Here is a 21689-nt window from a genome sequence, read left to right as displayed (position 1 = left end):
AATCTTGCGGCGCTGCAGCAAGTCAGTTTTTTGCATGCCGGCAAGTTCTTTTCATAATTTGAAATTCATCGAGGCGCCGGGCGGACGGATTCCTGGCAGATGGAGGAGTCACTCCCTCATTTGCAGCAGTCGCTCGACGCTCCGCCGCAATTCGACGGTCGACCCTTTGAGTCCGCCCACCGCACTAGAGCATTCGTGCCGCGACCTGATTTCAGGCCGCCGCGCGCCGGGATACCGGTCGTGCTCCGCGGCACCGTGGCGACCTCCCGATCGCGCGGCGGTTTTCAAGGAAAAACGATGATTGGTGCAATTGCAAGTGCTGTGCTTCCGGGCATGCTGGGCGGCGTCGGCGGCAACAAGGGTTCGGGTTCCGCGGGCGGCGGCCTGCTGTCGGGCATCGGCGGCATCGCCAACAGCCTGACCGGCGGCCTGCTGGGCGGCGCGGCCAACTCGCTGGGCCTGGGCAAGCTGTTCGGCGGCTGATCCGCACCCGGCGGTGCGGCGGCGCTGGCGACAGCGGTCTCTCGACCGCCTGTCGCCCGCATCCGGCGCTCTCCGACCACGCCGACAAGGGGCGCTTCGTGCGCCCCTTGTTCTTTGGTGACATGGCGATGTTTCACCGCGCATCGCCCGGCACAACTGCACGTTCGCCCCGATTCACCCCGCGCGTTGTCAGACAACTAGCTTCTACAGTCCTTCCCATGCACGCGGCAGCAAGCCTGTTGGCGCTGCGTTAAGAGCGCACGCCGATGATCCATCGGCCACGGCGTTGTATGACAACTGGCCTCCGCCATGACGGAGGCCGAGACTGGGGAGATGCTGTGAAACTGAATGACATGCGCCTGTCGGTGCGGCTGGCCACGGGCTTCGGCGTGGTGCTGCTGCTGGTGGCGGCGCTCATGACCGTGGGCTGGCTGGGACTGAACTGGACCGCCGACGCCACCCGCACCATGATGGCGGTGCCGCTGCAGAAGGAGCGCCTGGTGAGCGAGTGGTACATGCTGACCATCGTCGGCGTGAAGCGCTACACCGCCATCGCCAAGAGCACGGACGCCTCGCTGGCCGACTACTTCGCCGGCGACGTGAAGATCTCCACCGCGCGCGGCAACGAGATCGTCAAGGCGCTGGACGAGCTGCCCAAGAGCGACGCCGAGAAGAAAGTCGTCGCCGAGCTGACCGAGGCGCGCCAGACCTACATCGCGACGCGCAACAAGATCGCCGAGCTCAAGAAGAGCGGCGACACCGACGCCACTGAGCGCCTGCTCAACGAGCAGTTCCGTCCGCAGGCCGAGGCCTATCTCCTGAAGATGACGGGCTACCTGAAGTTCCAGCAGCAGACGCTGGACGAGATGGCCGCGGAGGTCGACCACGTGACGCAGCGCGCGCAGACCCGCATCACGGTGATGGGCCTGCTGGCGATCGTCGCGGGCACGCTGTTCGCGTGGGCGTTGACGCGCTCGGTGACCAAGCCGCTGTCGGAAGCGGTGCGGCTGGTCGAGGCCGTGGCCGAAGGCGACCTCACCCGCGCCGCGCCCCCGCAGGGCAAGGACGAGATCGGCGCCATGGTCGGCGCCCTGGAGCGCATGCGGACCAGCCTGCAGACGGCGATCTCGCAGGTGCGCGAGTCCTCGGAGAACATCCAGAACGCCTGCCACGAGGTGTCGGCGGGCAACCAGGACCTGAGCCAGCGCACCGAGCAGACCGCGTCCAACGTGCAGCGCGCGGCCAGCACGATGGAGCAGCTCAGCGGCACCGTGGGGCACACGGCCCAGTCGTCGGGAGAAGCGAACAAGCTCGCGGTGGCGGCGTCCTCGGTGGCGGAGCGCGGCGGCGAGGTCGTGGCGGAGGTCGTCACGCGCATGCAGGGCATCCACGACAGCTCGCGCAAGATCGCCGACATCATCGGCACCATCGACGGCATCGCGTTCCAGACCAACATCCTGGCGCTGAACGCGGCGGTCGAGGCGGCGCGCGCCGGCGAGCAGGGCCGCGGCTTCGCGGTCGTCGCCTCGGAGGTGCGCACGCTGGCGAGCCGCTCGGCGGCCGCGGCCAAGGAGATCAAGTCGCTGATCGCGGCCAGCGTGGAGCAGGTCGAGGCCGGCACCGCGCTCGTGAACCGCGCGGGCGACACGATGACCGAGGTGGTTCAGGCCATCGCCCAGGTCAACCGCATCGTGGGCGAGATCAGCGTCGCCAGCGCCGAGCAGGCGACGGGCGTGTCGCAGGTGTCCAGCGCGGTCAGCGAGATGGACGCCGCCACACAGCAGAACGCCGCGATGGTCGAGGAGATCGCCAGCGCGGCGTCCAGCCTGCGCGGCCAGGCGCTGGGCCTGGTCGACGCGGTGCGGGTCTTCCGGATCAGTCGAGCTTGAGCTTCTGCTGCTCGACGACCTTCTTGTAGACCGCGTACTCGGCCTTGATCTGCTCGGTGAACTGCTCGGGCGTATTGCCGATCACGATCGAGCCGGTCTCCTCGATGCGCTTCCTGACCTCGGGCATCTCGACGGTCTTGCGCGCGGCCTCGTTGATCTTGGCCACGACTTCCTTGGGCAGGTTCTTCGGGCCGAGGATGCCGTAGTAGGCCATGCGGTTCACGGGCTCGAGGCCGAGCTCCTTGAAGGTCGGCACGTTGGGCAGCACGGCCAGGCGCTGCGGCGCCGCGACGGCGATCGCGACCAGGCGGCCGTCCTTGATGAAGGGCAGCGCCGACGGCAGGTTGTCGAAGATCATCGGCACCTGGCCGGCGACGGTGTCGTTCAGCGCGGGGCCGGCGCCGCGGTACGGGATGTGCGTGACGAAGACGCCGGTCAGGCTCTTGTACAGCTCCATCTGCAGGTGGCCGATGCCGCCGGTGCCCGAGGTCGAGTAGCTGTACTTGCCGGGGTTCTTCTTCAGTTCGGCGACGAAGGCCTTGTAGTCCTTGGCCGGGAAGGACGGATGCACGGCGATCACGTTGGGCGTGGCCGCGAGGTTGATGATCGGCGTGAAGTCCGTCAGCGGGTTGTACGGCGTCTTGGGATTGATCGCCGGGTTGGTGGCCGTGGTGGACACGGTCGCGACGCCTAGGGAGTAGCCGTCCGGCGCGGACTTGGCGGTGTCGTTGGCGCCGATGATGCCGCCGCCGCCGGCCTTGTTCTCGACGATCATCGTCTGGCCCAGCGGCCCGTTGATGTGCTGCGCGACGACGCGGGCCACGATGTCGGTCGTGCCGCCCGGCGCGAACGGGACCACCAGCTTGACCGGCTTGGTCGGATAGGACTGGGCCAGCGCCGCGGCGCAGGACAGCGACAGCGTGCTCAGCAGCAGGCCGTGTTGGAGGATCGAGCGACGGTTCATTGGGCTCCTCGTCTTTTGAACAATAGGTAACGTGATCGGAACAGCTTAAGGATGTGCCGGCTGGCCCGGCCTAGCGGAACTACGTAGAGACCCCGTCGCAGGGGCGGGAAACCCCTGGCGCGGCCTGAGGATGGGTTCGGGAGTTCCGATGTGCCCAGGCCGCCGTCTTGCGGGCCAGGCGTGCGATCACCGCAGGGGGTCGCAAACTTCATCGCGGACTTCATCGCGGACGTCATCGCGGCGTTCAGGCAGGCGATCGAGGAATAGCGTCCTGCGCCAGCGCCCACTCGATGTGCTCGGCCACGACGGGCGTCGCGGTCGGCAACGCGGCGTTCAGCGCCGACCGCAGGTCCGAGCGCAGATCCGGCGCCAGGTCTTGCCTCAGCGCGTTCCCCATCGCCACGGCGATGTTGCGTCGCCATCGCGCATGGCCGATGCGGCGGATCGCGGAGCCTTCGGTGCGCTTGAGGAAGGTCGCCTCGTCCCAGGCGAAGAGTTCCAGCAGCGACGCATGTCCCAGCGGCTCGCGCCATTCGAAGTCCGGCAACGGATTCCTGCGCGCGAACTTGTTCCAGGGGCACGCGAGCTGGCAATCGTCGCAGCCGTAGATGCGGTTGCCGATCGCCTCGCGGAACTCGATCGGGATGGGACCGTCCTGCTCGATCGTCAGGTAGCTGATGCAGCGCCGCGCGTCGAGGCGGTACGGGGCGACGATCGCCCCGGTCGGACACGCGTCGAGGCAGGCGCGGCACTGGCCGCAATGCGCGGTGACGGGCTCGCTCGGCGGCAGCGCGAGGTCCAGGTAGATCTCGCCGAGGAAGAACATCGAGCCGCTGTCGCGGTGCAGCGTCAGCGTGTGCTTGCCGCGCCAGCCGATGCCGGAGCGGCTGGCGAGCTCGACCTCCAGCACCGGCGCGGAATCGGTGAACACGCGGTGCCCCATCGGGCCGACGCGTGCCTGGATGCGGTCGGCCAGTTGCTGCAGCCGCTGGCGCAGCACCTTGTGATAGTCCCGGCCGCGGGCGTAGAGCGAGACCTGCGCGCGGGCCGGGTCGCGCATCGCGGCCCATTCGCGGTCCTGCCAGTCGTCGCCGGCGGCCTCGGGCAGATAGTCCATGCGGGCGGTCAGGATGCTGATCGTGCCCGGCACCAGCTCGGCGGGTCGAGCGCGCTTGAGGCCGTGCGCGGCCATGTACTGCATCTCGCCATGGAAACCGGCGTCGAGCCAGGCCTGCAAACCGGCTTCCGCGTCGCTCAGATCGACGTGGGCCACCCCAATCTGTGAGAATCCGAACTCAAGCGCCCAGGCGCGGACCTCGACCATCAGCGCACGCAGCGCGTCGGGGTCTCGGGAGGGGCTCGACGGGTCATCGGAGGACGCGTCGGGCCGTGGCGTGTTGACCAGGGAATTCATCGCAGTTGAGCATTCTAGAAACCCGCCCGTACCGTTGGCCTGACGAGGCCGCCTGCGAACGTTTCGCACAGGCGTTGGCCCGCTGTCCGCAGATCGCGGACCTGAGCATCGAACTCGACGGCGGCCTGGGCGCCGGCAAGACCAGCCTGGTCCGCCATCTGCTGCGCGCGCTGGGTGTCACCGGCCGCATCAAGAGCCCGAGCTACGCCGTGGTCGAAGACTACGCCCCGCCGGGCCTGGGCGGCCTGCCCGCCCATCATTTCGACTTCTACCGCTTCAGCGAACCGCGCGAGTGGGAGGACGCGGGCTTCCGCGACCTGTTCGCCGCGCCGGGGCTCAAGCTCAGCGAATGGCCCGACAAGGCCGCCGGCATGCTGCCGCCGCCGGACCTGCGACTGGCGCTCGAAGTCAACAGCGACGACAGCCGCGACGTTCGGGCCGAAGCGCACACGGCGCGGGGCCAGGACTTGCTGGCCGAGCTCGACCGGCAGCTCGACGGCCTTCCCGACTGATCCACGGCGACCGCCCCGCTTCACATGAACCCAGACATGAACGGAGACATGATCGGCCTGCCCTCCACCACCACCGCGCAGCCGGCCACGGAAACGTCGCTGGACAGGCCGCTGGACACGGCGATCGCGCGCGGGGGCGAGATGCCCTCGCGGAGCCGCCGCAAGGCCCTGGGCCGCATGGGCGCGACGGTGCTGAGCTTCTCCGTGCTGCCCGCCATGCCGGCGCTGGCCGCGAGCGCCACCAACATCGTCGCGGTGCGGGTCTGGCCGGCGAGCGACTACACCCGCGTGACGATCGAATCCGATCGGCAACTGGCCGCGAAGAGCTTCATGGCGGCGAATCCGGACCGGCTCGTGATCGACATCGACGGGCTGGAGCTGAACGCGGGCCTGAAGGAGCTGCTGGGCAAGGTCAAGCCGGACGATCCGTTCATCGCGGGTGTGCGCGTGGGACAGAACCAGCCGCGCGTGGTGCGCATCGTGCTGGACCTGAAGCAGACGGTGGCGCCGCAGGTGTTCACGATCGAGCCGGTGGCGGCTTACCAGAACCGGCTGGTGCTGGACCTGTATCCGACGCGCGAGCGCGATCCGCTGCTGGACCTGGTGCGCGGCAAGGAAGCCGCCGAGTCCGCCGCCGCGCAGTCGGTGAACGACGCGCTGGGCGAGCTGATCGGCCGCATCGACCGGCCGCTGTCGGCGGCTTCGTCCGCCGAGCAGGCCGCGAGCGCCGCGACGCCGCCGCAGCGCCCGACGAGCGCGACGGCGATCGCGAAGATCGACACCCCGCCCCCGCCCGCGCCGCCGCTGAAGGAAGTGGCCCCGGAGATGAGCCAGACCAAGCTGGACCGGCTGATCGTGATCGCGATCGATCCGGGCCACGGGGGCGAGGATCCGGGCGCCATCGGCCCGACGGGCCTGAGAGAGAAGGACGTGGTGCTGGCGATCGGCAAGAAGCTGCGCGACCGGCTGAACGCGAACCCGCGCATCCGCGTGATGATGACGCGCGACGCCGACTTCTTCGTCCCGCTGGGCGAGCGCGTGCGCAAGGCGCGGCGGGTGCAGGCCGACCTGTTCGTGTCGATCCATGCGGACGCCTTCATCACGCCGAAGGCGCGAGGCGCGTCGGTCTTCGCGCTGTCGACCAGCGGCGCGAGTTCGACGAACGCGCGCTGGATGGCCGACAAGGAGAACGCGGCCGACGTGATCGGCGGCGTCAACACCAAGGCGGTGAAGGACGCGGGCGTGCTGCGCGCGATGCTGGACATGAGCACCTCGGCGCAGATCAAGGACAGCCTGAAGCTGGGCGGCGAAGTGCTGGGTCAGATCGGCAAGCTGGCCAAGCTGCACAAGGGCAGCGTCGAGCAGGCCGGCTTCGCGGTGCTGAAGGCGCCGGACGTGCCGTCGATCCTGGTGGAGACGGCCTTCATCTCCAACCCCGAGGAAGAGGCCAGATTGCGCGATCCGGACTACCAGGACGACCTGGTCAAGGCGCTGGCGACCGGCATCGCGCGGTACTTCGCGAAGAATCCGCCGCTGGCGGCGAGGCATCGGGCGTTGTGAGCGATTGACTCCCTCCCTCGCCATCAACACCAGACGCTGATTCGGCCAACGCGTTGGCGTAGCGGATCATGTCGTCGGCCATCCCCCGGCCTTTCGCCTCGATCCAGGCACGCCGCTCTGGCGGCAGTTCAGCAAGCAGGCTCTTGAGTGTTCGACTCATCGTGCGCGACCTTTCAACGATCTAATTCTTGAAGGAATGGATCGTAGGACTGGCAATCGTGGCCGTGCTGCGCTCTCCCCCATCAAACCTCTGGCTCCCTCTTTTGGTGGAGGAGCGTCAGCAAGCAGCAAGGGACGCGAACGTCGAACGGGGCACCAATGAAAAACGGGGCCGCAGCCCCGTTCCGTTTCGTGATGGCGAGATGCCTTACTTGCCGACCTGCGTCGGCATCGCCGGTGCCGTCGTGCGCTGGATCGGCTTCCAGGTCTTGAGGCGTTCGAGGACGCTCGCGACGCCCGCTTCGAGCTGCACATCACGTCCCGCGTTCACCGCCACCGGATCCAGATCGACATCGATGTCCGGCGCGACGCCTTCGTTCTCGATGCGCCACTCGCCTTCCGGCGTGAAGAAGCGGAAGAACGGCACCACGAGGAAACCGCCGTCGATCAGGCTCGGGTTCGCCGAGATGCCGATCAGGCCGCCCCAGGTCCGCTTGCCGATCAACGGGCCCAGGCCCGTGCGCTTGAACGCATAGGGCATGAAGTCGCCGCCCGATCCCGCGTCCTGGTCGATCAGCATCGCCTTGGGACCGTAGATCGCGCCCGCGGGCGTGTCGTAGATCAGGCCGTCGCGGTCCTTCCAGCTGCCCAGGTAGGCGCGGTTCAGCAGCTCCGTCACGTAGTTCGCCGCCTGGCCGCCGCCGTTGCGGCGGTCATCGACGATGAGGCCCGGCTTGTCCACCTGCGCGAAGAACATCCGGTTGAAGTGCTGGAAGCCCGGACCCGCCGTGTCCGGCATGTACACGTAGGCGATCTTGCCGCCGCTCAGGCGATCCACTTCCTCGCGGTTGTGGTCGATCCAGGCCCACTGGCGCAGCCGGCCCTCGGTCGCGATCGGCTCCACGGTCACGCGGCGCGCGCCCTGCCCGTTCGCGTTGGCCGACACCGTCAGCTGCACCTGCTTGCCGACCGTGTTCTCCAGCTGCTGGTACAGGTTGTGCGCGCCGTCCACCGGCTGGCCGTTGACCGCCAGCAGGTAGTCGCCTTCCTTGACGCCCAGGCCCGGTGCCGCCAGCGGCGCCTTCAGGTAGGGATCCCAGCGGTCGCCCTTGAAGATCGTCTTGATGCGGTACCGGCCGTTCTCGACGCTGAAGTCCGCGCCCAGCAGGCCCACCGCGACACGCGCCTCCTGGTGCACGTCGCCGCCGCCGGTGCGGTTGTGGCCGACCTGCAGCTCGCCGATCATCTCGACCAGCAGGTCGTTGAGGTCCTCGCGGCGCTGCACACCCGCCACCAGCGGCGAATAACGCTGGTACACGCCCTTCCAGTCGAGGCCGTGCAGGTTGGGGTCGTAGAAGAACTCCTTCTCCATCCACCAGGTCTCGTCGAAGATCTGACGCCATTCGGCGCGCGGATCCACGCGGGTCTTCAGGCCCGACAGGTCGATGCTCTTGGTGTCGATCTTCTCCTTGGCATCGGCGATCTCCAGTCGGCCGCCGCCCGGGCTCAGCAGGATCTTCTTGCCGTCGGGGCTCAGGCTGTAGCCCTCGATCTGCGGCTTGACCAGCTTGGCCTTCTTCTCCTCGAAGTCGAAGCGGTACAGATCGCCCTTGCCCCCGTTGCCGCCCTCGGCGTCGATCGAGACGCCCGGCTGCTTGCGCTCGATGTAGAACAGCGCGCCGTCGTCCGCGACCGCCAGGTCGTCGTAGCGCGCGGTCGAGACCGGCAGGCCGACGATGCGGTCCTTCAGGCCGGCGAAGTCGATGCGCACCGGCTTGACCTTGGGCTTCACGTCCTTGCCGTCGTCCTTCTTGCCGGACTTCCCGTCGTCCTTCGATTCCTTGTCGGCCTTGGCGTCCTTGTCGGCCTTCTCGCCCTTCTCGGACTTGTCCGACTTGTCGTCCTTCTTGTCCTCGTCCGCCTTCTTGTCCTTGCCGTCCTCGTCACCGGCCTTGGGCTCGAGCGGCGACCTGCCGTCCGCGCGCAGCACCGCCGCGTACAGGCCCATGCGCAGCGAGCGCTCCTGCGTGGACATGTCCAGGCCCACCTGGGCCGGGCCCGAGTTGATCGACGCGGCGAAGAAGAGCACGTCGCCCTTGGTCGAGAACGCCGGCAGGTTGGCGTGGCTCAGGCCGTCGGTGACCGTGTGCTGCTGACCGGTCTGGAAGTCGGCGATGCGGACCTGGCTGAAGAAGTTCTTGCCCACCACCGTGTAGGCCAGGTAGCGGCCGTCGGGCGAGAAGCCGACGTCGAAGCCGGCGCGGCGCTCGCTGCTGTCGATCTTCGCGAGCTTGCCCGACTGCGCGCCGGTCAGCGGCAGCTGGTACAGGTTGAGGTGGTTGTCCTGCAGCACCAGCCGCGCGCCGTCGGGCGACCACGCGAGCAGCGTGTAGTAGCCGGTCTCCGGCAGCAGCAGCTTGCGGGTGGGCTTGTTGGCGGCCTGGTCGCCGAGCTGGTCGCGGATCACGACCTGGTGGCGCATGCCGGGCTCGTCGGAGACGTAGGCGACCTGCTGGCCGTCGGGGCTCCACAGGCCGTCCTTCTCGCGCACGCCGGAGGTCTGCGTCAGGTTGCGCACGACGCCGTCCTTCACCGGCACGGAGAAGATCTCGCCGCGCGCGCTCACCACGACGCGCTTGCCGGTGGCCGACAGCGACGCGCCGGTCATCGTCTTGGCGGCGTCCTTCCACTGCACGCGCGCCTCGTTGCTCGGCTCGTTCAGCGCGATGCTGAGGAAACGCGCGGTGCCGCCGTCGATGCCGACTTCCTTCAGCTGGCCGCCGGCCTCGTAGACGATGCGGCCGTCACGGCCGTCGGCGCTGCGGACGTCCCAGACGGTTTCCTTCGTCAGCTGGCGCAGCGCCTTGGTCCTGGTGTTGAACGCGAACAGGTTGGCCGCGCCGTCGTTGCGGTCGGAGATGAAGACGACCTCGTCGCCCATCCAGATCGGGTTGCTGTCGGTCGCGTTGACGTGGGGGATCTGCTCCCAGGTCTTGCCCTTGGGATCGAGGATCCAGATCGGCGGCGTCGTGCCGCCGCGGCTCTGGCGCCAGCCGCTCGGGCCGACGTACGCGGCCGCGTAGGGACGGTAGGCCAGGCGCGTGCCGTCGGGCGACCACGTGCCTTCGAAGGCCACGGCCTCCATCACCTTCTGCTCGAAGCCGCCGTCGACCGGCACTTCGAAGAGCTGCCGGCTGCGGTTGTTCAACACCTCGCGGTTGGAGGCGAACAGCACACGCTTGCCGTCGGGGCTCCAGCCGGTCACCACGTCGGCGGCCGGGTGCCAGGTCAGGCGACGGGGCTGACCGCCGCTGGCGGCGATCACGTAGACATCGGTGTTGCCGTCGTAGCCCGCGGAGAACGCGATCCACTGGCCGTCCGGCGAGAAGCGCGGCGCAAACTCGGCGGCCGCGTGGCCGGCGAGCCGGCGCGGCTGGCTGCCGTCGCGGTTGGCGATCCACAGGTCGCCGCCGTAGACGAAGGCCAGATGGCGCGCGGACACGGCGGGCTCGCGCAGCAGCAGGGTCACGGCTTGCGTCGGCGCGGTCGTCGCGGCCGTCGCGGCCGTCGCGGCCGTCGCGGCGGCGGATGCGATGACGGCGGGTTGAGCCTGCTGGGCCTGCTGAGCCTGTGTCGGGGCTGCCGCGATGACGGCGGTCAGACTCAGGGCCAGGGTGATGGCCTTGCTGAGGATGCTGGGTTGCATGAGCGTGATCGGCGGTGAAAACAGCGGGCGAGGATAGCCCCGCGATTTCACCGTGACGAAGCTCACCCCCAGGGTTTGCGCGCTCTGCGGGTCGGTGTTTTCCCTTTAGGTGCCGCCTGCCTGCCGCGACCGGGGCGTTGGCCGCTGGGGCATGGGGCCACAGGCGTCAAGCGCCTGAACCCCAAGCCCCACCGTCCCCCACCGCTCGTGGAGTACGACGTCTTGGCGGCTCGCTGTCTGCGTCGATCAGGCGGTGGTGGTCTTCGTGCGCGAGGCGCGCCATCCACCGTACAGCGCGATGAGGCCGGGGATGATGATCATGGCCCAGATGATCTTGCTGAGATGGGTCTGCACGAACGGGATGTTGCCGAAGAGATAGCCCGCCATCGTCAGGCCCACGACCCAGATGACGCCGCCGGCGACGTTGTAGGCGGTGAAGCGGCTGCGGGTCATCGCCGCGACGCCGGCCACGAAGGGCGCGAAGGTGCGGATGAAGGGCATGAAGCGGGCGAGGATGATGGTGACGCCGCCGTGCTTCTCGTAGAACTCGTGCGCGGCGTCGAAGGCGCGCTTGTTGAAGAAGCGCGACTGCTCCCACTGGAAGACCTTCGGCCCGAAGTAGCGCCCGATCGTGTAGTTGCACTGGTCGCCCAGGATCGCGGCGACCAGCAGCACGGCGATCGCCAGCGGCAGGCTCATCATTCCGGTCCCGCACAGCGCGCCGACGACGAACAGCAGCGAGTCGCCCGGCAGGAACGGCATCACCACGAGGCCGGTCTCGACGAACACGATCAGGAACAGCAGCGCGTACACCCACATGCCGTAGGCGGTGACGAACTCGGCGAGGTGCTTGTCGACATGCAGGATGAAGTCGACGAGGAAGTGCATCAGGTCCATGGGCGCGGATTATGGCGGGCGGTTCCCGGTCAACCGGTGACGAAACGCGAGATTGACCGACTCGGAAATGCGGTGTGGTCCACCGAACAGAGTCAAGCCCTCAGATCGGCAGTGATCGGCCCCGGAACCGCGCCACCTTCTACAATCGCCCCCATGGACGACACCCTCGCCCCGACGGCGAACGCCGCGGCCGCATTCGACACCGCCGCCCCCGCGGGCCGGCGCGCGATCCGCGAACTCCCTGATGAACTGATCTCCCAGATCGCCGCCGGCGAGGTCGTCGAACGCCCGGCCTCCGTCGTGCGCGAACTGGTGGACAACGCGCTGGACGCCGGCGCCGGCCAGATCCAGCTCAAGCTGATCGCCGGCGGCATCCGCAGCCTCATCGTCGAGGACGACGGCCACGGCATCCCCGACGGCGAACTGCCCCTGGCCATCAAGCGCCACGCCACCAGCAAGATCGGCACGCTGGACGACCTCGAGGCCGTCGCGACGATGGGCTTCCGCGGCGAGGCCCTCGCCGCCGTCTCGTCCATCGCCGAACTGGCCCTGGTCTCGCGCTACGACGGCGCCGCCCATGCCTGGCGCCTGGAGGCCCGCACCGGCGAACTCAGCCCCGCCGCCCGCGCCAGAGGCACCTCCGTCGAAGTCCGCGAGCTGTTCTTCAACACGCCCGCCCGCCGCAAGTTCCTCAAGAGCGAGAGCACCGAGCTCGCCCATTGCCTCGAAGCGCTGCGCCGCCACGCACTGGCCCGGCCCGACGTCGGCTTCGCCGTCTGGCACGAGGGCAAGCTGGTCGACCAGTGGCGCGCCTCCCCGTTGCCGCAGCGGATCGCGGAAGTCCTCAACGAGGACTTCATCGCGCAGAGCCGCGAGGTGTTCGCCGAGGTCGGCCCGATGCGCATCCACGGTCGCGTCGGCCTGCCCGAAGCCGCCCGCAGCCGCGCCGACATGCAGTACGTCTACGTCAACGGCCGCTACGTGCGCGACAAGCTGATCGCCCACGCGATCCGCTCCGCCTTCGACGACGTCCTGCACGGCCACCGCCAGCCGAGCTACGTGCTGTTCATCGACGTCCAGCCCGAGCTGGTCGACGTCAACGTCCATCCGACCAAGATCGAGGTCCGCTTCCGCGACGGTCGCGAGATCCACCAGCAGGTGCGCCGCGCCGTGGTGGCCGCGCTCGCGCTCTCGCGCAGCAGCGAGGAAAGCCAGCCGACCGCGGCGCCGCTCGCCACGACCGGCGAGCCCGCCGCCTCGCCGGGCCGCCAGCGCTGGACCGGCACGCCGGCCTGGGAACAGGGCGGCATGGCCGGTGCACCGGGCACCTCGATCGCATCGGGCACGGACGGACAGACTGCGGGCGACGCCGCTTCCGGCCAGTTCGCCTACGAGCCGCCGGCCCCCTACACCGCGCCCTCCGCCCGGTTCGCCGGCCCCGAGGGCTGGCGCGCCCCGATCCCGACCCGCGCGCAGACGGCGCTCGCGCTGGAACAGGCCGAGGCGCTCTACGCTTCCGGCCCCAGAAGCGGCCTGCCGATCACGCCAGCCTCGGCTTCCGCGCTGTCGGCGCTGGGCGCCGCACCGGCCGCCCCGCTGCCGTCGAGCCAGGCCGGCGAATGGCCGCTGGGTCGCGCGATCGCGCAGATCCAGGGCATCTACGTGCTGGCCGAGAACGCGCAGGGCCTGATCATCATCGACATGCACGCGGCCCATGAGCGCGTGGTCTACGAGCGCCTGAAGGCCGCGCTGGGCGAGACCCGCATCGACTCGCAGCCGCTGCTGATCCCGGTGACCTTCGCCGCGACGCCGGCCGAGATCGCCACCGCCGAGGCGCAGTCCGAGACGCTGCGGCGCCTGGGGCTCGACATCTCCCCGCTGTCGGCGAAGGTGCTCGCGGTGCGCGAACGCCCGGCGCTGCTGGCCGGCGGCGATGTCGTCGAACTCGCGCGCGGCGTGCTGGCCGAACTGGCACAGTTCGACGCCAGCCATGCGATCGAGCGCGCGCAGCATGAGATCCTGGCCACGATGGCCTGCCACGGCGCGGTGCGGGCCAATCGCCAGCTCACGATCGACGAGATGAATGCGCTGCTGCGCGACATGGAACGCACCGAACGCGCCGATCAGTGCAACCATGGACGCCCGACCTGGCGCCAACTGACCCTGCGCGACCTCGACGCGCTCTTCCTGCGCGGGCGCTGAGTCCGGGCGACTCACCGCGCCCGCCCGTCGTCCGCTCCCTCGCTCCCTCTTTTTCCGGCGGATCCCCGCAATTCACCCCGAAGCAGTACCGACATGGCCACGCTCAAACTCAACAAGAACAAACCGGCCGATGCCAAGTCGGCGGACGACAAGGGGCCGCGCCGCGCGCCGCTGCGCGGAAAAGGCGTCAACAAGCCGCGCCCGACGCTGGCACAAGCCCAGACTGACCGCGCCGAACGCGAGGCGGCGTTCCAGAAGCGCCTGGCTGAGGAAGGCCGTGAACGACGTGACCCGCGACGTGACGATCGCGGCCAGGACACCCGCGGCCCGCAAGGCCGCGACGATCGTCGTGGCGGCCCCGGCCGGCCGCCCCGCGAAGGTGGCCATGGCGCCCGGCCCGATCGGGGACCGCGTCAGGACGACCGGGGTGGCCAGGGAGGCCCGCGCGGCCAGGGGGATCGCCCCGGCTTCTCCGGTGGCCGCCCCGAAGGCGGGGAGCGCCGCCCATACGGCGACCGCCCGCGTGCCGATGACCGTCCCCGTCGGGACGACCGGTACGGGGACCGCCCTGCCCGTCCGCAGGGTGATCGCCCTTACGGCGATCGTCCGCAGGGTGATCGTCCTTACGGAGATCGTCCGCAGGGTGATCGCCCCTACGGCGATCGTCCGCAGAGTGATCGTCCTTACGGCGATCGCCCGCGGGGTGACCGGCCCTACGGAGATCGTCCGCAGGGTGACCGCCCTTACGGAGATCGCCCGCAGGGTGATCGTCCTTACGGCAACCGTCCGCAGGGGGACCGCCCTTATGGCGATCGCCCTCAAGGGGATCGTCCTTACGGTGATCGCCCGCAGCGCGACCGCGCCTATGGCGATCGCCCTCAAGGCGACCGGTCTTACGGTGATCGGCCGCAAGGGGATCGTCCCTACGGCGACCGCCCGCGTCGCGACGATCGCGGCGACGATCGCGGCGGCGACCGGGGCGGTGATCGCGGCGGCGATCGCTACGCCCGCGGCAACGAAGGCTCGCGCTACGGCAACGGCCCCGGCGCCGGTCCGGGCGCCCGCTACGGCGACGACCGCCCGCGTCGCGCGCCCTACGGCGACCGCGATGCGGGTCATCCCTCCGATGTCCATGCCCGCGCCGAACGCGAGGAGCGGGCCGAGCGCACCGACCGCCCGCGCCAGCCGGACGCGGCGCGCCAGCCCGCGCCGGTGCGCCTCGCCGACCAGGATGCCGGCGAGCGCCTGTCCAAGCGCATGAGCGAACTCGGCCTGGCCTCGCGCCGCGAAGCCGATGAATGGATCGAATCCGGCTGGGTGACCGTCGACGGCCAGCTCGCAACGCTCGGCCAGCGTGTCGGCCCGGACGCGAAGATCGAGGTCGACCCCGCCGCCCGCGAACAGCAGGCGCAGCGCGTGACCATCCTGCTGAACAAGCCGATCGGCTACGTCTCCGGCCAGGCCGAGGACGGCTACGAGCCCGCCTCGGTGCTGGTCAAGGCCGACACCCATTGGGGCGAGGATCCGTCCAAGATCCATTGGGCGCCGGGCCACGGCCGCGGCCTCGCGCCGGCCGGCCGTCTGGACATCGACTCCACCGGCTTGCTGGTGCTGACCCAGGACGGCCGCATCGCGCGCCACCTGATCGGCGAGGACTCCGACGTCGAGAAGGAGTACCTGGTCCGCGTCGCCATCGAGAACGGCGATCCAGAGCAGGCCCCGCAGCACGCGCTCGACCCGCGCGCGGTCGCGATGCTGATCCACGGCCTGGAACTGGACGGCGTGCAGTTGAAGCCCGCCAAGGTGAGCTGGGCCAACGAGGACCAACTGCGCTTCGTCCTGCGCGAGGGCCGCAAGCGCCAGATCCGCCGGATGTGCGAACTGGTCGGGCTGAAGGTGCTGGGCCTGAAGCGCGTGCGCATCGGCCGCATCCCGCTGGGCCAGCTCCCGCCGGGACAGTGGCGCTACCTCGCGCCCTGGGAGCGCTTTTGAGCGTTCCGTCGCCGGCGGCCGCTGACCGCGGCGCGAGCCCCGCGCCCGCGCTGCAGGTCGTCGCGCTGGCGATGCTGCTGGGGCTGCAGCCGGTCACGACCGACCTCTACCTGCCCGCCCTGCCCGGCCTGCGCGCCGACCTGCAGGCGGGCATGGGCGCGACGCAGCTGACGCTGTCCGCGCTGATGCTCGCGTTCGGACTTTCCCAACTGGTGCTGGGCCCGCTGGGCGACCGCTTCGGCCGCCGGCCGGTGCTGCTGGGCGGACTGTCGCTGTACGTCGTCGCCGCGATCGGCGCGGCGCTGGCCTCGACGATCGAGGGCCTCGTCGCCTGCCGCGCGCTGCAGGGCCTGGGCCTGGCGGCGTCGGTCGTCGTCGCGCGGGCGATGCTGCGCGACTGGTTCGAGCCCCAGGAAGGCGCGCGGATGATGGCCAAGGCGCTGTCCGGCCTCGGCGTCATCGCGCTGGCCTCGCCGCTGATCGGCGGCGTGCTCGCGGCCGGCCTCGGCTGGCGCTGGGCGATCCTGGCGACCGCCGTCTTCGGCGCCGCGACGCTGGCGCTGATCGCGCTGCGCGTCCCCGAAAGCCTGCCCCGTCCCGACCCCGCCGCGCTGCGTCCCTCGGGCCTCGTCGCCAACTGGCGGACCGTGCTCTCGAACCCGACCTTCCGCGCCTACGCGCTGCTCACCGCGCTGGCCTACGCGACGCTGTACGCCTTCCTCGCCGGCTCCAGCTTCGTGTTCATCGAGGTCCTGGGCCTGCGCCATCACGCCTACGGTGCGCTCGTCGCGGGCGGCGCCGCGCTCTACGTCACCGGCACGCTGATCTGCCGCCGCTGGCTGCGCACGCTGAGCATCGCCGACACCGTCGCGCGCGGCGCGTGCTTCACCGCGCTGGGCGCGCTGGGCATGGGCCTGGCCGCCTTCGTGCTGCCGCCGTCGCCGTGGGCGCTGATGATCCCGCACGTCGGCATCATGATCGGCCACGGCGTGCTCCAGCCCTGCGGTCAGGCCGGCGCGGTCGGGCCGTTCCCGCGCCAGGCCGGCGCGGCGGCGGCGCTCTCGGGCTTCGCGATCGCGCTCGCCGCCTTCGCCGTCGGCGCGTGGCTCAGCGCCAGCCTCGACGGCACCGTGACCCCGCTCGCCGCCACGATGATGGTCCTCGGCCTGTGCACCGCCACCTGCGCCTGGACGCTGGTCCGCCGGACCGGTCAGCCTTCCTCCCGTCCCGCATGAGTGACGCCGCCCGTTCCAGGACCAAGGTCGATGTCGATGTCGATGCCATTGCCGATGCGCGCGTCGCCGCGGTTCACACCGGCCTCGACCTTAGTCCGCTCTGCATCGCCGGTCCGACCGGCTGCGGCAAGACCGCCGCGGCGCTCGCGATCGCGCGCCGCCAGCCGGTGGAGATCATCAGCGTCGACTCCGCGCTGGTGTACCGCGGCATGGACATCGGCACGGCCAAGCCGACACCGGACGAGCTCGCGTCCGTGCCGCATCACCTGATCGACATCCTCGAGCCGACGGAGAGCTACTCCGCCGCGCAGTTCGTCCGCGATGCGATGCGGCTCGTGCCGGAGATCCAGGCGCGCGGCGCGCGTCCGCTGCTCGTGGGCGGCACGATGCTGTACTTCAAGGCGCTCTTCGACGGCCTGTCGGAGCTGCCGCAGGCCGACCCCGCGCTGCGGGCGCAACTCGACGCCGAGGCCGCGCGCGACGGCTGGCCCGCCATGCACGCGCGGCTGGCCGCGCTCGATCCCGAGACCGCCGCGCGACTGGCGCCGATGGACGCGCAGCGCATCCAGCGCGCGCTGGAGGTCTGCCTGCTCAGCGGCGAACCCATGTCGGCGCTCTACCGGCGCCAGCGCTCGCAGGGCGTCGACTGGCCGCTGATCTCGCTCGAACCCTCGGACGAGGCCCGCGCCTGGCTGCATGCGCGGCTCGGGCAGCGCTTCGCGCTCATGCTGGAACAGGGCTTCATCGACGAGGTCCGCCGCCTGCGCGCGCGCGGCGACCTGCACCTCGGCCTGCCGTCGATGCGTTGCGTCGGCTACCGCCAGGCGTGGGAACTCCTCGACGCGAACGAGGCCGCGCCCGACCTCGCGGCGCTGCAGGAACTCGGCACCGCGGCGACGCGCCAGCTCGCCAAGCGCCAGATCACCTGGCTGCGCAGCATGCCGGCGCGCCGCATCGTGCCGGCCGAGGCGCCGGACGCGCTCGACCGGCTGATCGCACACGTCGACACGATCTGACCGGGCGCCCGCCGGGACAGGCGCCACAATCCCTCGATCGACCTCCGGCTTCTCCACGACGATCTGGAAGAGGGTTCCGACGATGGATGTCCCGCTCCTCACGGCCACCGGCCTGACCAAGCGCTACGGCGCGCAGACGCTGTTCGAGCACCTCTCGCTCACGCTGCAGCGCGGGGAGATGCTCGCGCTGCTCGGCGAATCCGGCAGCGGCAAGTCCACGCTGCTGAACGGCCTGGCCGCGCTGGAGCCGCTGGACCGGGGTCAGGTCGTGCTGCTGGGGCGCGACATCCTGTCGCTGGACGAATCCGGCCAGGCGCAGCTGCGCCGCGAGCAGCTGGGTTTCGTGTTCCAGGCCTTCCACGTGCTGCCGCATCTGAACGTCCACGACAACGTGGCCCTGCCCTTGCTGCTGCAGGGCAAGCCCGACGCGAAACGCGTGGCCGAGATGCTCGACGCGGTCGGCCTCGCCGCGCAGGCCCGGCACCTGCCGCGGCAGTTGTCCGGCGGACAGCTGCAGCGCGTCGCGATCGCCCGCGCGCTGGTGCACCGGCCGGTGCTGTTGCTCGCCGACGAGCCCACCGGCAACCTCGATCCCGCGCATGCGGATCAGGTCATGCGGCTGCTGCGCCAGCAGTTGCTCGAGCAGAACGCGGCCTGCCTGCTGGTGACGCATTCGGCGCACGCGGCGGAGCACGCGGACCGCCGGTTGCGGCTCGAGAACGGGCACCTCGTCGAGGCATGAGCCCGCGATGCCCGCCGCAACGAACCCGCAATGAACCCCCAATGAAATCGCGATACCACCGAAGCCAGCGATGAATCCGCGATGCCCCCGCCCTGCGCCCACGACGGGCCGACGATGAGCCGGCGATGAACGCGCGCGTGAACTCCTCCGCCCTCGCCGGCCTGCGCCGCGCCTGGGGCTGGTGGTGGCAGCTGTCGTGGCCGGCGCTGCGCCTGCAATGGGGCCGCCAGCTCGCGGCGCTGCTGACGATCGCGCTGGGGCTGGCGCTGGCCGGCGCGGTGCACTGGATCAACGCGTCGGCGCTGGCGCAGTTCGAATCCGCCGCGCGTCAGAGCAGCGCGGTGGCCGATACCGAACTCAGCCCCGCGCCCGGCGCCGCGCCGCTGTCCGACCGCTACTTCGGCGAACTCGCCGCGCGCGACGACATCGCCGCGATCGCGCCCCGGCTTGATGCCAGCATCCGGCTGCAGGGCCGCGACGGGTCCTGGCATCGCGTGCGGCTGATCGGGCTGGACCTGGTGCAACTTGGCGCCTTCCATCCGCAATGGTTCCCCAGACTGGACGGCGCGGACCTCGGCCGCGCGCTGCGCGAGCCGGCGCTGCTGGTCAGCGACGCGGCATGGTCGAAGCTGGGTTTCGACGTCACGGCGAACGCCGGCGCCGGCACGTCCGCAGCCCTCCCGGCCTCGGGGTCAGGTCTTGCCGCGTCCCCTGCGCCGCCCTCGCCCCTGCCCCGGACCCTGCGCGTCGACCTCCCGGACGAGCCGGCCCCGCTTCCCGTCGCCGGCCGCGTGCCGGACCGCCAGCAGCCGCTGGTGATCGTCGACATCGCCTGGGCGCAGCAGCTGCTGCACCGCCCCGGGCAGCTCGATGCGATCCTGCTGCGCATGGCGCCGGACCGCGCGGTGCCGACCGACTGGCCCGCCGGCGTCCAGGCCCATGCGCCCGAGGACCAGGCCCGCCAGCAGGCCGACGAGGCGCGCCGCCTCACGCGCGCCTACCGGCTCAATCTCGGCGTGCTGTCGCTGATGGCGCTCTTTGTCGGCGCGTTCATGGTCTTCGCGGTGCACAGCCTGTCGGTGGCGCAGCGGCTGCCGCAACTCGCGCTGCTGGGCGTGCTCGGCATGAGCGCGCGTCAGCGGCTGGCGCTGCTGGTGTCGGAGGCGCTGGCGCTCGGTCTCGCCGGCGCGGTGCTGGGCCTGGGGCTGGCCGTCGCGCTCGCCGAGCTGGGCCTGCACGCGCTCGGCGGCGATCTCGGCAGCGGGCTGACCGGGCTCAGCGGCGGACGGCCCGAGCTGCAGCTCTCGGGCGCCTCGATCGCGGGCCTGCTCGCGCTGGGACCGCTGGTGAGCCTGGGCGCGGCCGCCCTGCCGCTGGCGTGGCTGCGCGGCCTGCCGGTCGCGCAGGTGCTCAAGGGACTCGGCAGCGGCGGCGATGCCGGCCGCTGGTGGTGGATGGGTCCGGTGCTGCTGGCCGCCGCCTTGCCGCTGACGTGGATGCGCCCCGTCTTCGGCCTGCCGCTCGGGACCTACGCGGCGATGGTCGCGCTGCTGCTCGGCGCGCTGGGCACGGTGCCCTTCGTGCTGCGCGCGATCACGGGCCTGCTGCGCGGCTGGGCGGCGCGGCGCGCGCTGCCGCTGCTGGCCGTCGAACGCGCCCGCGACCAGGCGGGCGAAGCGGGCCGCCTGATCGCCGGCGTGCTGGTCGCGCTCGCGCTCGCCGTGGCCATGCTGGTGATGGTCGCGAGCTTCCGGAATTCCCTGGACCAGTGGCTGAGCGACATGCTGCCCGCCGATCTCTACCTGCGCCAGACCGCCCGCGACAGCGCCCAGCAGGGCCAGCCGATGCCGCCGGGGCTGGCGGCGTCGGCGGCGGCGCTGCCGGGCGTCGAGCGCGTGGCGGCGCAGCGCACGCGCTCGATCGGGATCCGGGTGCGCGGCATGACCGGCGGCACGACGCTGCTGGCGCGGCCGCTCGATCACCGGCTGCCGCTGCAGGGCGAGGCCGCCACGTTGCCCGACGGCCTGCAGCCGGTCTACATCAACGAGGCGATGCGCGACGAGCTCCGCCTCGCCCCCGGCGACCGCTTCATGCTCCGGCTCGACGGACGCCAGTTGCCGGTCGGCGTGAAGGCGATCTGGCGCGACTACAGCCGCCAGAGCGGCGCCGTGCTGATGGAGAGAAGCGACTGGCAACGGCTCAGCGGCGATGCCGCGATCACCGAGCTCGCGCTGTGGCTGAAAGCCGGCGCCGATCCGATCGCCGTGCAGCAGGCGCTGCGCGACAGCTCCGGCGCGCCGGAGTCGCTGGAGATCGCCTCGGCCGGCGAACTGCGGCGCTTCTCGCTCGCGATCTTCGACCGCAGCTTCGCGATCACCTACTGGCTGCAGGCGGTGGGACTGGGACTGGGCCTGTTCGGCGTGGCGGCCAGCCTGTCGGCGCAGTTGCTGGCACGGCGGCGCGAGTTCGGCCTGCTGCTGCACCTCGGCCTGACGCGCGCGATGCTGCGCCGGCTGGTGCTCGCCGAAACACTGCTGCAGGCCCTGGCCGGCGCGGTCATGGGGCTGCTGGTCGGGCTGGCCATCAGCGCGGTGCTGGTGTTCCGGCTCAACCCGCAGAGTTTTCACTGGAGCATGGACTGGGCCATCCCCGGCTGGCGCGTCGCGGCGCTGCTGGTGGCCAGCCTGCTCGCCACGGGCGCCACCGCCGCCTGGGCCAGCGCGCGCGCGCTGCGCGCCGGCAGCGGCGAGGCGCTGCGCGCCGTGCGGGAGGACTGGTGATGATCGGACGGCGGCCGCTGCTGGGTGGTTTCGGACTCTCGGCGCTGACCCTGGCGCCTCAGGCGTCGTTCGCCCAGGCGCGAAGGTCCGGCGCCGGCGCCGGCGCCGGCTCAGGGTCGGGGTCAACGCCTACGTCGG

The 21689-nt window shown here is 70.8% G+C and carries 15 protein-coding genes; 10 read left to right on the top strand and 5 right to left on the bottom strand.

What is annotated here, in order from left to right:
- Positions 1-297 precede the first annotated feature (297 nt).
- Together ACQ4L4_RS03790 and ACQ4L4_RS03785 are read left to right on the top strand one after the other, a co-directional pair.
- Positions 298-483 carry a hypothetical protein gene (locus tag ACQ4L4_RS03790; RefSeq protein ID WP_431102857.1) on the top strand — a complete coding sequence of 62 codons (186 nt, stop codon included), beginning with the start codon at positions 298-300 and terminating at the stop codon, positions 481-483.
- Positions 484-821: 338 nt separating this feature from the next.
- On the top strand, positions 822-2372 hold the full coding sequence (locus ACQ4L4_RS03785) for a methyl-accepting chemotaxis protein (protein ID WP_431102856.1): 1551 nt from the start codon (positions 822-824) through the stop codon (positions 2370-2372).
- On the opposite strand, the gene ACQ4L4_RS03780 is transcribed toward ACQ4L4_RS03785, so the two are convergent.
- Both ACQ4L4_RS03780 and queG read right to left on the bottom strand, forming a co-directional pair.
- Positions 2359-3336: a tripartite tricarboxylate transporter substrate binding protein BugE gene (locus tag ACQ4L4_RS03780; protein ID WP_377155601.1), complete on the bottom strand. Its 978-nt coding sequence runs from the start codon at positions 3334-3336 to the stop codon at positions 2359-2361. The genes ACQ4L4_RS03785 and ACQ4L4_RS03780 overlap by 14 nt on opposite strands.
- 244 nt (positions 3337-3580) lie before the next feature.
- On the bottom strand, positions 3581-4660 hold the full coding sequence (gene queG / locus ACQ4L4_RS03775) for a tRNA epoxyqueuosine(34) reductase QueG (RefSeq protein ID WP_431104864.1): 1080 nt from the start codon (positions 4658-4660) through the stop codon (positions 3581-3583).
- A gap of 95 nt (positions 4661-4755) precedes the next feature.
- Between queG and tsaE the strand changes: the two genes are divergently transcribed.
- Both tsaE and ACQ4L4_RS03765 read left to right on the top strand, forming a co-directional pair.
- Positions 4756-5262, top strand: a complete 507-nt coding sequence (gene tsaE, locus ACQ4L4_RS03770; protein WP_431102855.1) for a tRNA (adenosine(37)-N6)-threonylcarbamoyltransferase complex ATPase subunit type 1 TsaE — start codon at positions 4756-4758, stop codon at positions 5260-5262.
- Between the two features lie 141 nt (positions 5263-5403).
- Positions 5404-6822, top strand: a complete 1419-nt coding sequence (locus ACQ4L4_RS03765) for an N-acetylmuramoyl-L-alanine amidase (RefSeq protein ID WP_431104863.1) — start codon at positions 5404-5406, stop codon at positions 6820-6822.
- Between the two features lie 367 nt (positions 6823-7189).
- Here ACQ4L4_RS03765 and ACQ4L4_RS03760 read toward each other — a convergent pair whose 3' ends face one another.
- Together ACQ4L4_RS03760 and ACQ4L4_RS03755 are read right to left on the bottom strand one after the other, a co-directional pair.
- The gene (locus ACQ4L4_RS03760; RefSeq protein WP_431102854.1) at positions 7190-10687 is read right to left on the bottom strand and encodes a S41 family peptidase; all 3498 of its coding nucleotides are present in this window, start codon (positions 10685-10687) and stop codon (positions 7190-7192) included.
- 246 nt (positions 10688-10933) lie between these two features.
- Positions 10934-11584, bottom strand: coding sequence for a DedA family protein (locus tag ACQ4L4_RS03755; RefSeq protein ID WP_431102853.1), 651 nt, complete (start codon positions 11582-11584; stop codon positions 10934-10936).
- 153 nt (positions 11585-11737) lie between these two features.
- Here ACQ4L4_RS03755 and mutL point away from each other — a divergent pair, with 153 nt between their 5' ends.
- Positions 11738-13786, top strand: a complete 2049-nt coding sequence (mutL, locus tag ACQ4L4_RS03750) for a DNA mismatch repair endonuclease MutL (RefSeq protein ID WP_431102851.1) — start codon at positions 11738-11740, stop codon at positions 13784-13786.
- 72 nt (positions 13787-13858) lie between these two features.
- Here mutL and ACQ4L4_RS03745 read toward each other — a convergent pair whose 3' ends face one another.
- On the bottom strand, positions 13859-14905 hold the full coding sequence (locus tag ACQ4L4_RS03745; protein WP_431102850.1) for a hypothetical protein: 1047 nt from the start codon (positions 14903-14905) through the stop codon (positions 13859-13861).
- A gap of 93 nt (positions 14906-14998) precedes the next feature.
- Here ACQ4L4_RS03745 and ACQ4L4_RS03740 point away from each other — a divergent pair, with 93 nt between their 5' ends.
- The 5 genes from ACQ4L4_RS03740 (at position 14999) to ACQ4L4_RS03720 (ending at position 21551) form a co-directional block, all read left to right on the top strand.
- A complete protein-coding gene (locus ACQ4L4_RS03740) occupies positions 14999-15778 on the top strand; it encodes a pseudouridine synthase (protein ID WP_431102849.1) in 780 nt (259 codons plus the stop codon).
- Positions 15775-17013, top strand: coding sequence for a multidrug effflux MFS transporter (locus ACQ4L4_RS03735; RefSeq protein WP_431102848.1), 1239 nt, complete (start codon positions 15775-15777; stop codon positions 17011-17013). The genes ACQ4L4_RS03740 and ACQ4L4_RS03735 overlap by 4 nt, the downstream gene beginning before the upstream one ends.
- Positions 17010-18029, top strand: coding sequence for a tRNA (adenosine(37)-N6)-dimethylallyltransferase MiaA (gene miaA / locus ACQ4L4_RS03730; RefSeq protein ID WP_431102847.1), 1020 nt, complete (start codon positions 17010-17012; stop codon positions 18027-18029). Before ACQ4L4_RS03735 ends, miaA begins: the two co-directional genes overlap by 4 nt.
- Before the next feature lie 82 nt (positions 18030-18111).
- On the top strand, positions 18112-18771 hold the full coding sequence (locus ACQ4L4_RS03725) for an ABC transporter ATP-binding protein (protein ID WP_431102846.1): 660 nt from the start codon (positions 18112-18114) through the stop codon (positions 18769-18771).
- A gap of 137 nt (positions 18772-18908) precedes the next feature.
- Positions 18909-21551: an FtsX-like permease family protein gene (locus ACQ4L4_RS03720; protein WP_431102844.1), complete on the top strand. Its 2643-nt coding sequence runs from the start codon at positions 18909-18911 to the stop codon at positions 21549-21551.
- Positions 21552-21689 lie beyond the last annotated feature (138 nt).

It is taken from the genome of Roseateles noduli (assembly GCF_050626985.1).
Taxonomy (GTDB): Bacteria; Pseudomonadota; Gammaproteobacteria; order Burkholderiales; family Burkholderiaceae_C; genus Roseateles; species Roseateles noduli_A.
The sequence above is the reverse complement of the archived record's forward strand: the minus strand, read 5'-3'. Positions and strand labels throughout refer to the sequence as shown.

Coding starts and splice junctions, on each gene's coding strand:
- ACQ4L4_RS03790 (WP_431102857.1), top strand. CDS start 298: ATGATTGGTGCAATTGCAAGTGCTGTGCTTCCGGGCATGCTGGGCGGC.
- miaA (WP_431102847.1), top strand. CDS start 17,010: ATGAGTGACGCCGCCCGTTCCAGGACCAAGGTCGATGTCGATGTCGAT.
- ACQ4L4_RS03780 (WP_377155601.1), bottom strand. CDS start 3,336: ATGAACCGTCGCTCGATCCTCCAACACGGCCTGCTGCTGAGCACGCTG.
- ACQ4L4_RS03725 (WP_431102846.1), top strand. CDS start 18,112: ATGGATGTCCCGCTCCTCACGGCCACCGGCCTGACCAAGCGCTACGGC.
- ACQ4L4_RS03745 (WP_431102850.1), bottom strand. CDS start 14,905: ATGACCCGCATCGCGGTCGCCGTAGGGCGCGCGACGCGGGCGGTCGTC.
- ACQ4L4_RS03760 (WP_431102854.1), bottom strand. CDS start 10,687: ATGCAACCCAGCATCCTCAGCAAGGCCATCACCCTGGCCCTGAGTCTG.
- mutL (WP_431102851.1), top strand. CDS start 11,738: ATGGACGACACCCTCGCCCCGACGGCGAACGCCGCGGCCGCATTCGAC.
- queG (WP_431104864.1), bottom strand. CDS start 4,660: ATGGTCGAGGTCCGCGCCTGGGCGCTTGAGTTCGGATTCTCACAGATT.
- ACQ4L4_RS03765 (WP_431104863.1), top strand. CDS start 5,404: ATGCCCTCGCGGAGCCGCCGCAAGGCCCTGGGCCGCATGGGCGCGACG.
- ACQ4L4_RS03755 (WP_431102853.1), bottom strand. CDS start 11,584: ATGGACCTGATGCACTTCCTCGTCGACTTCATCCTGCATGTCGACAAG.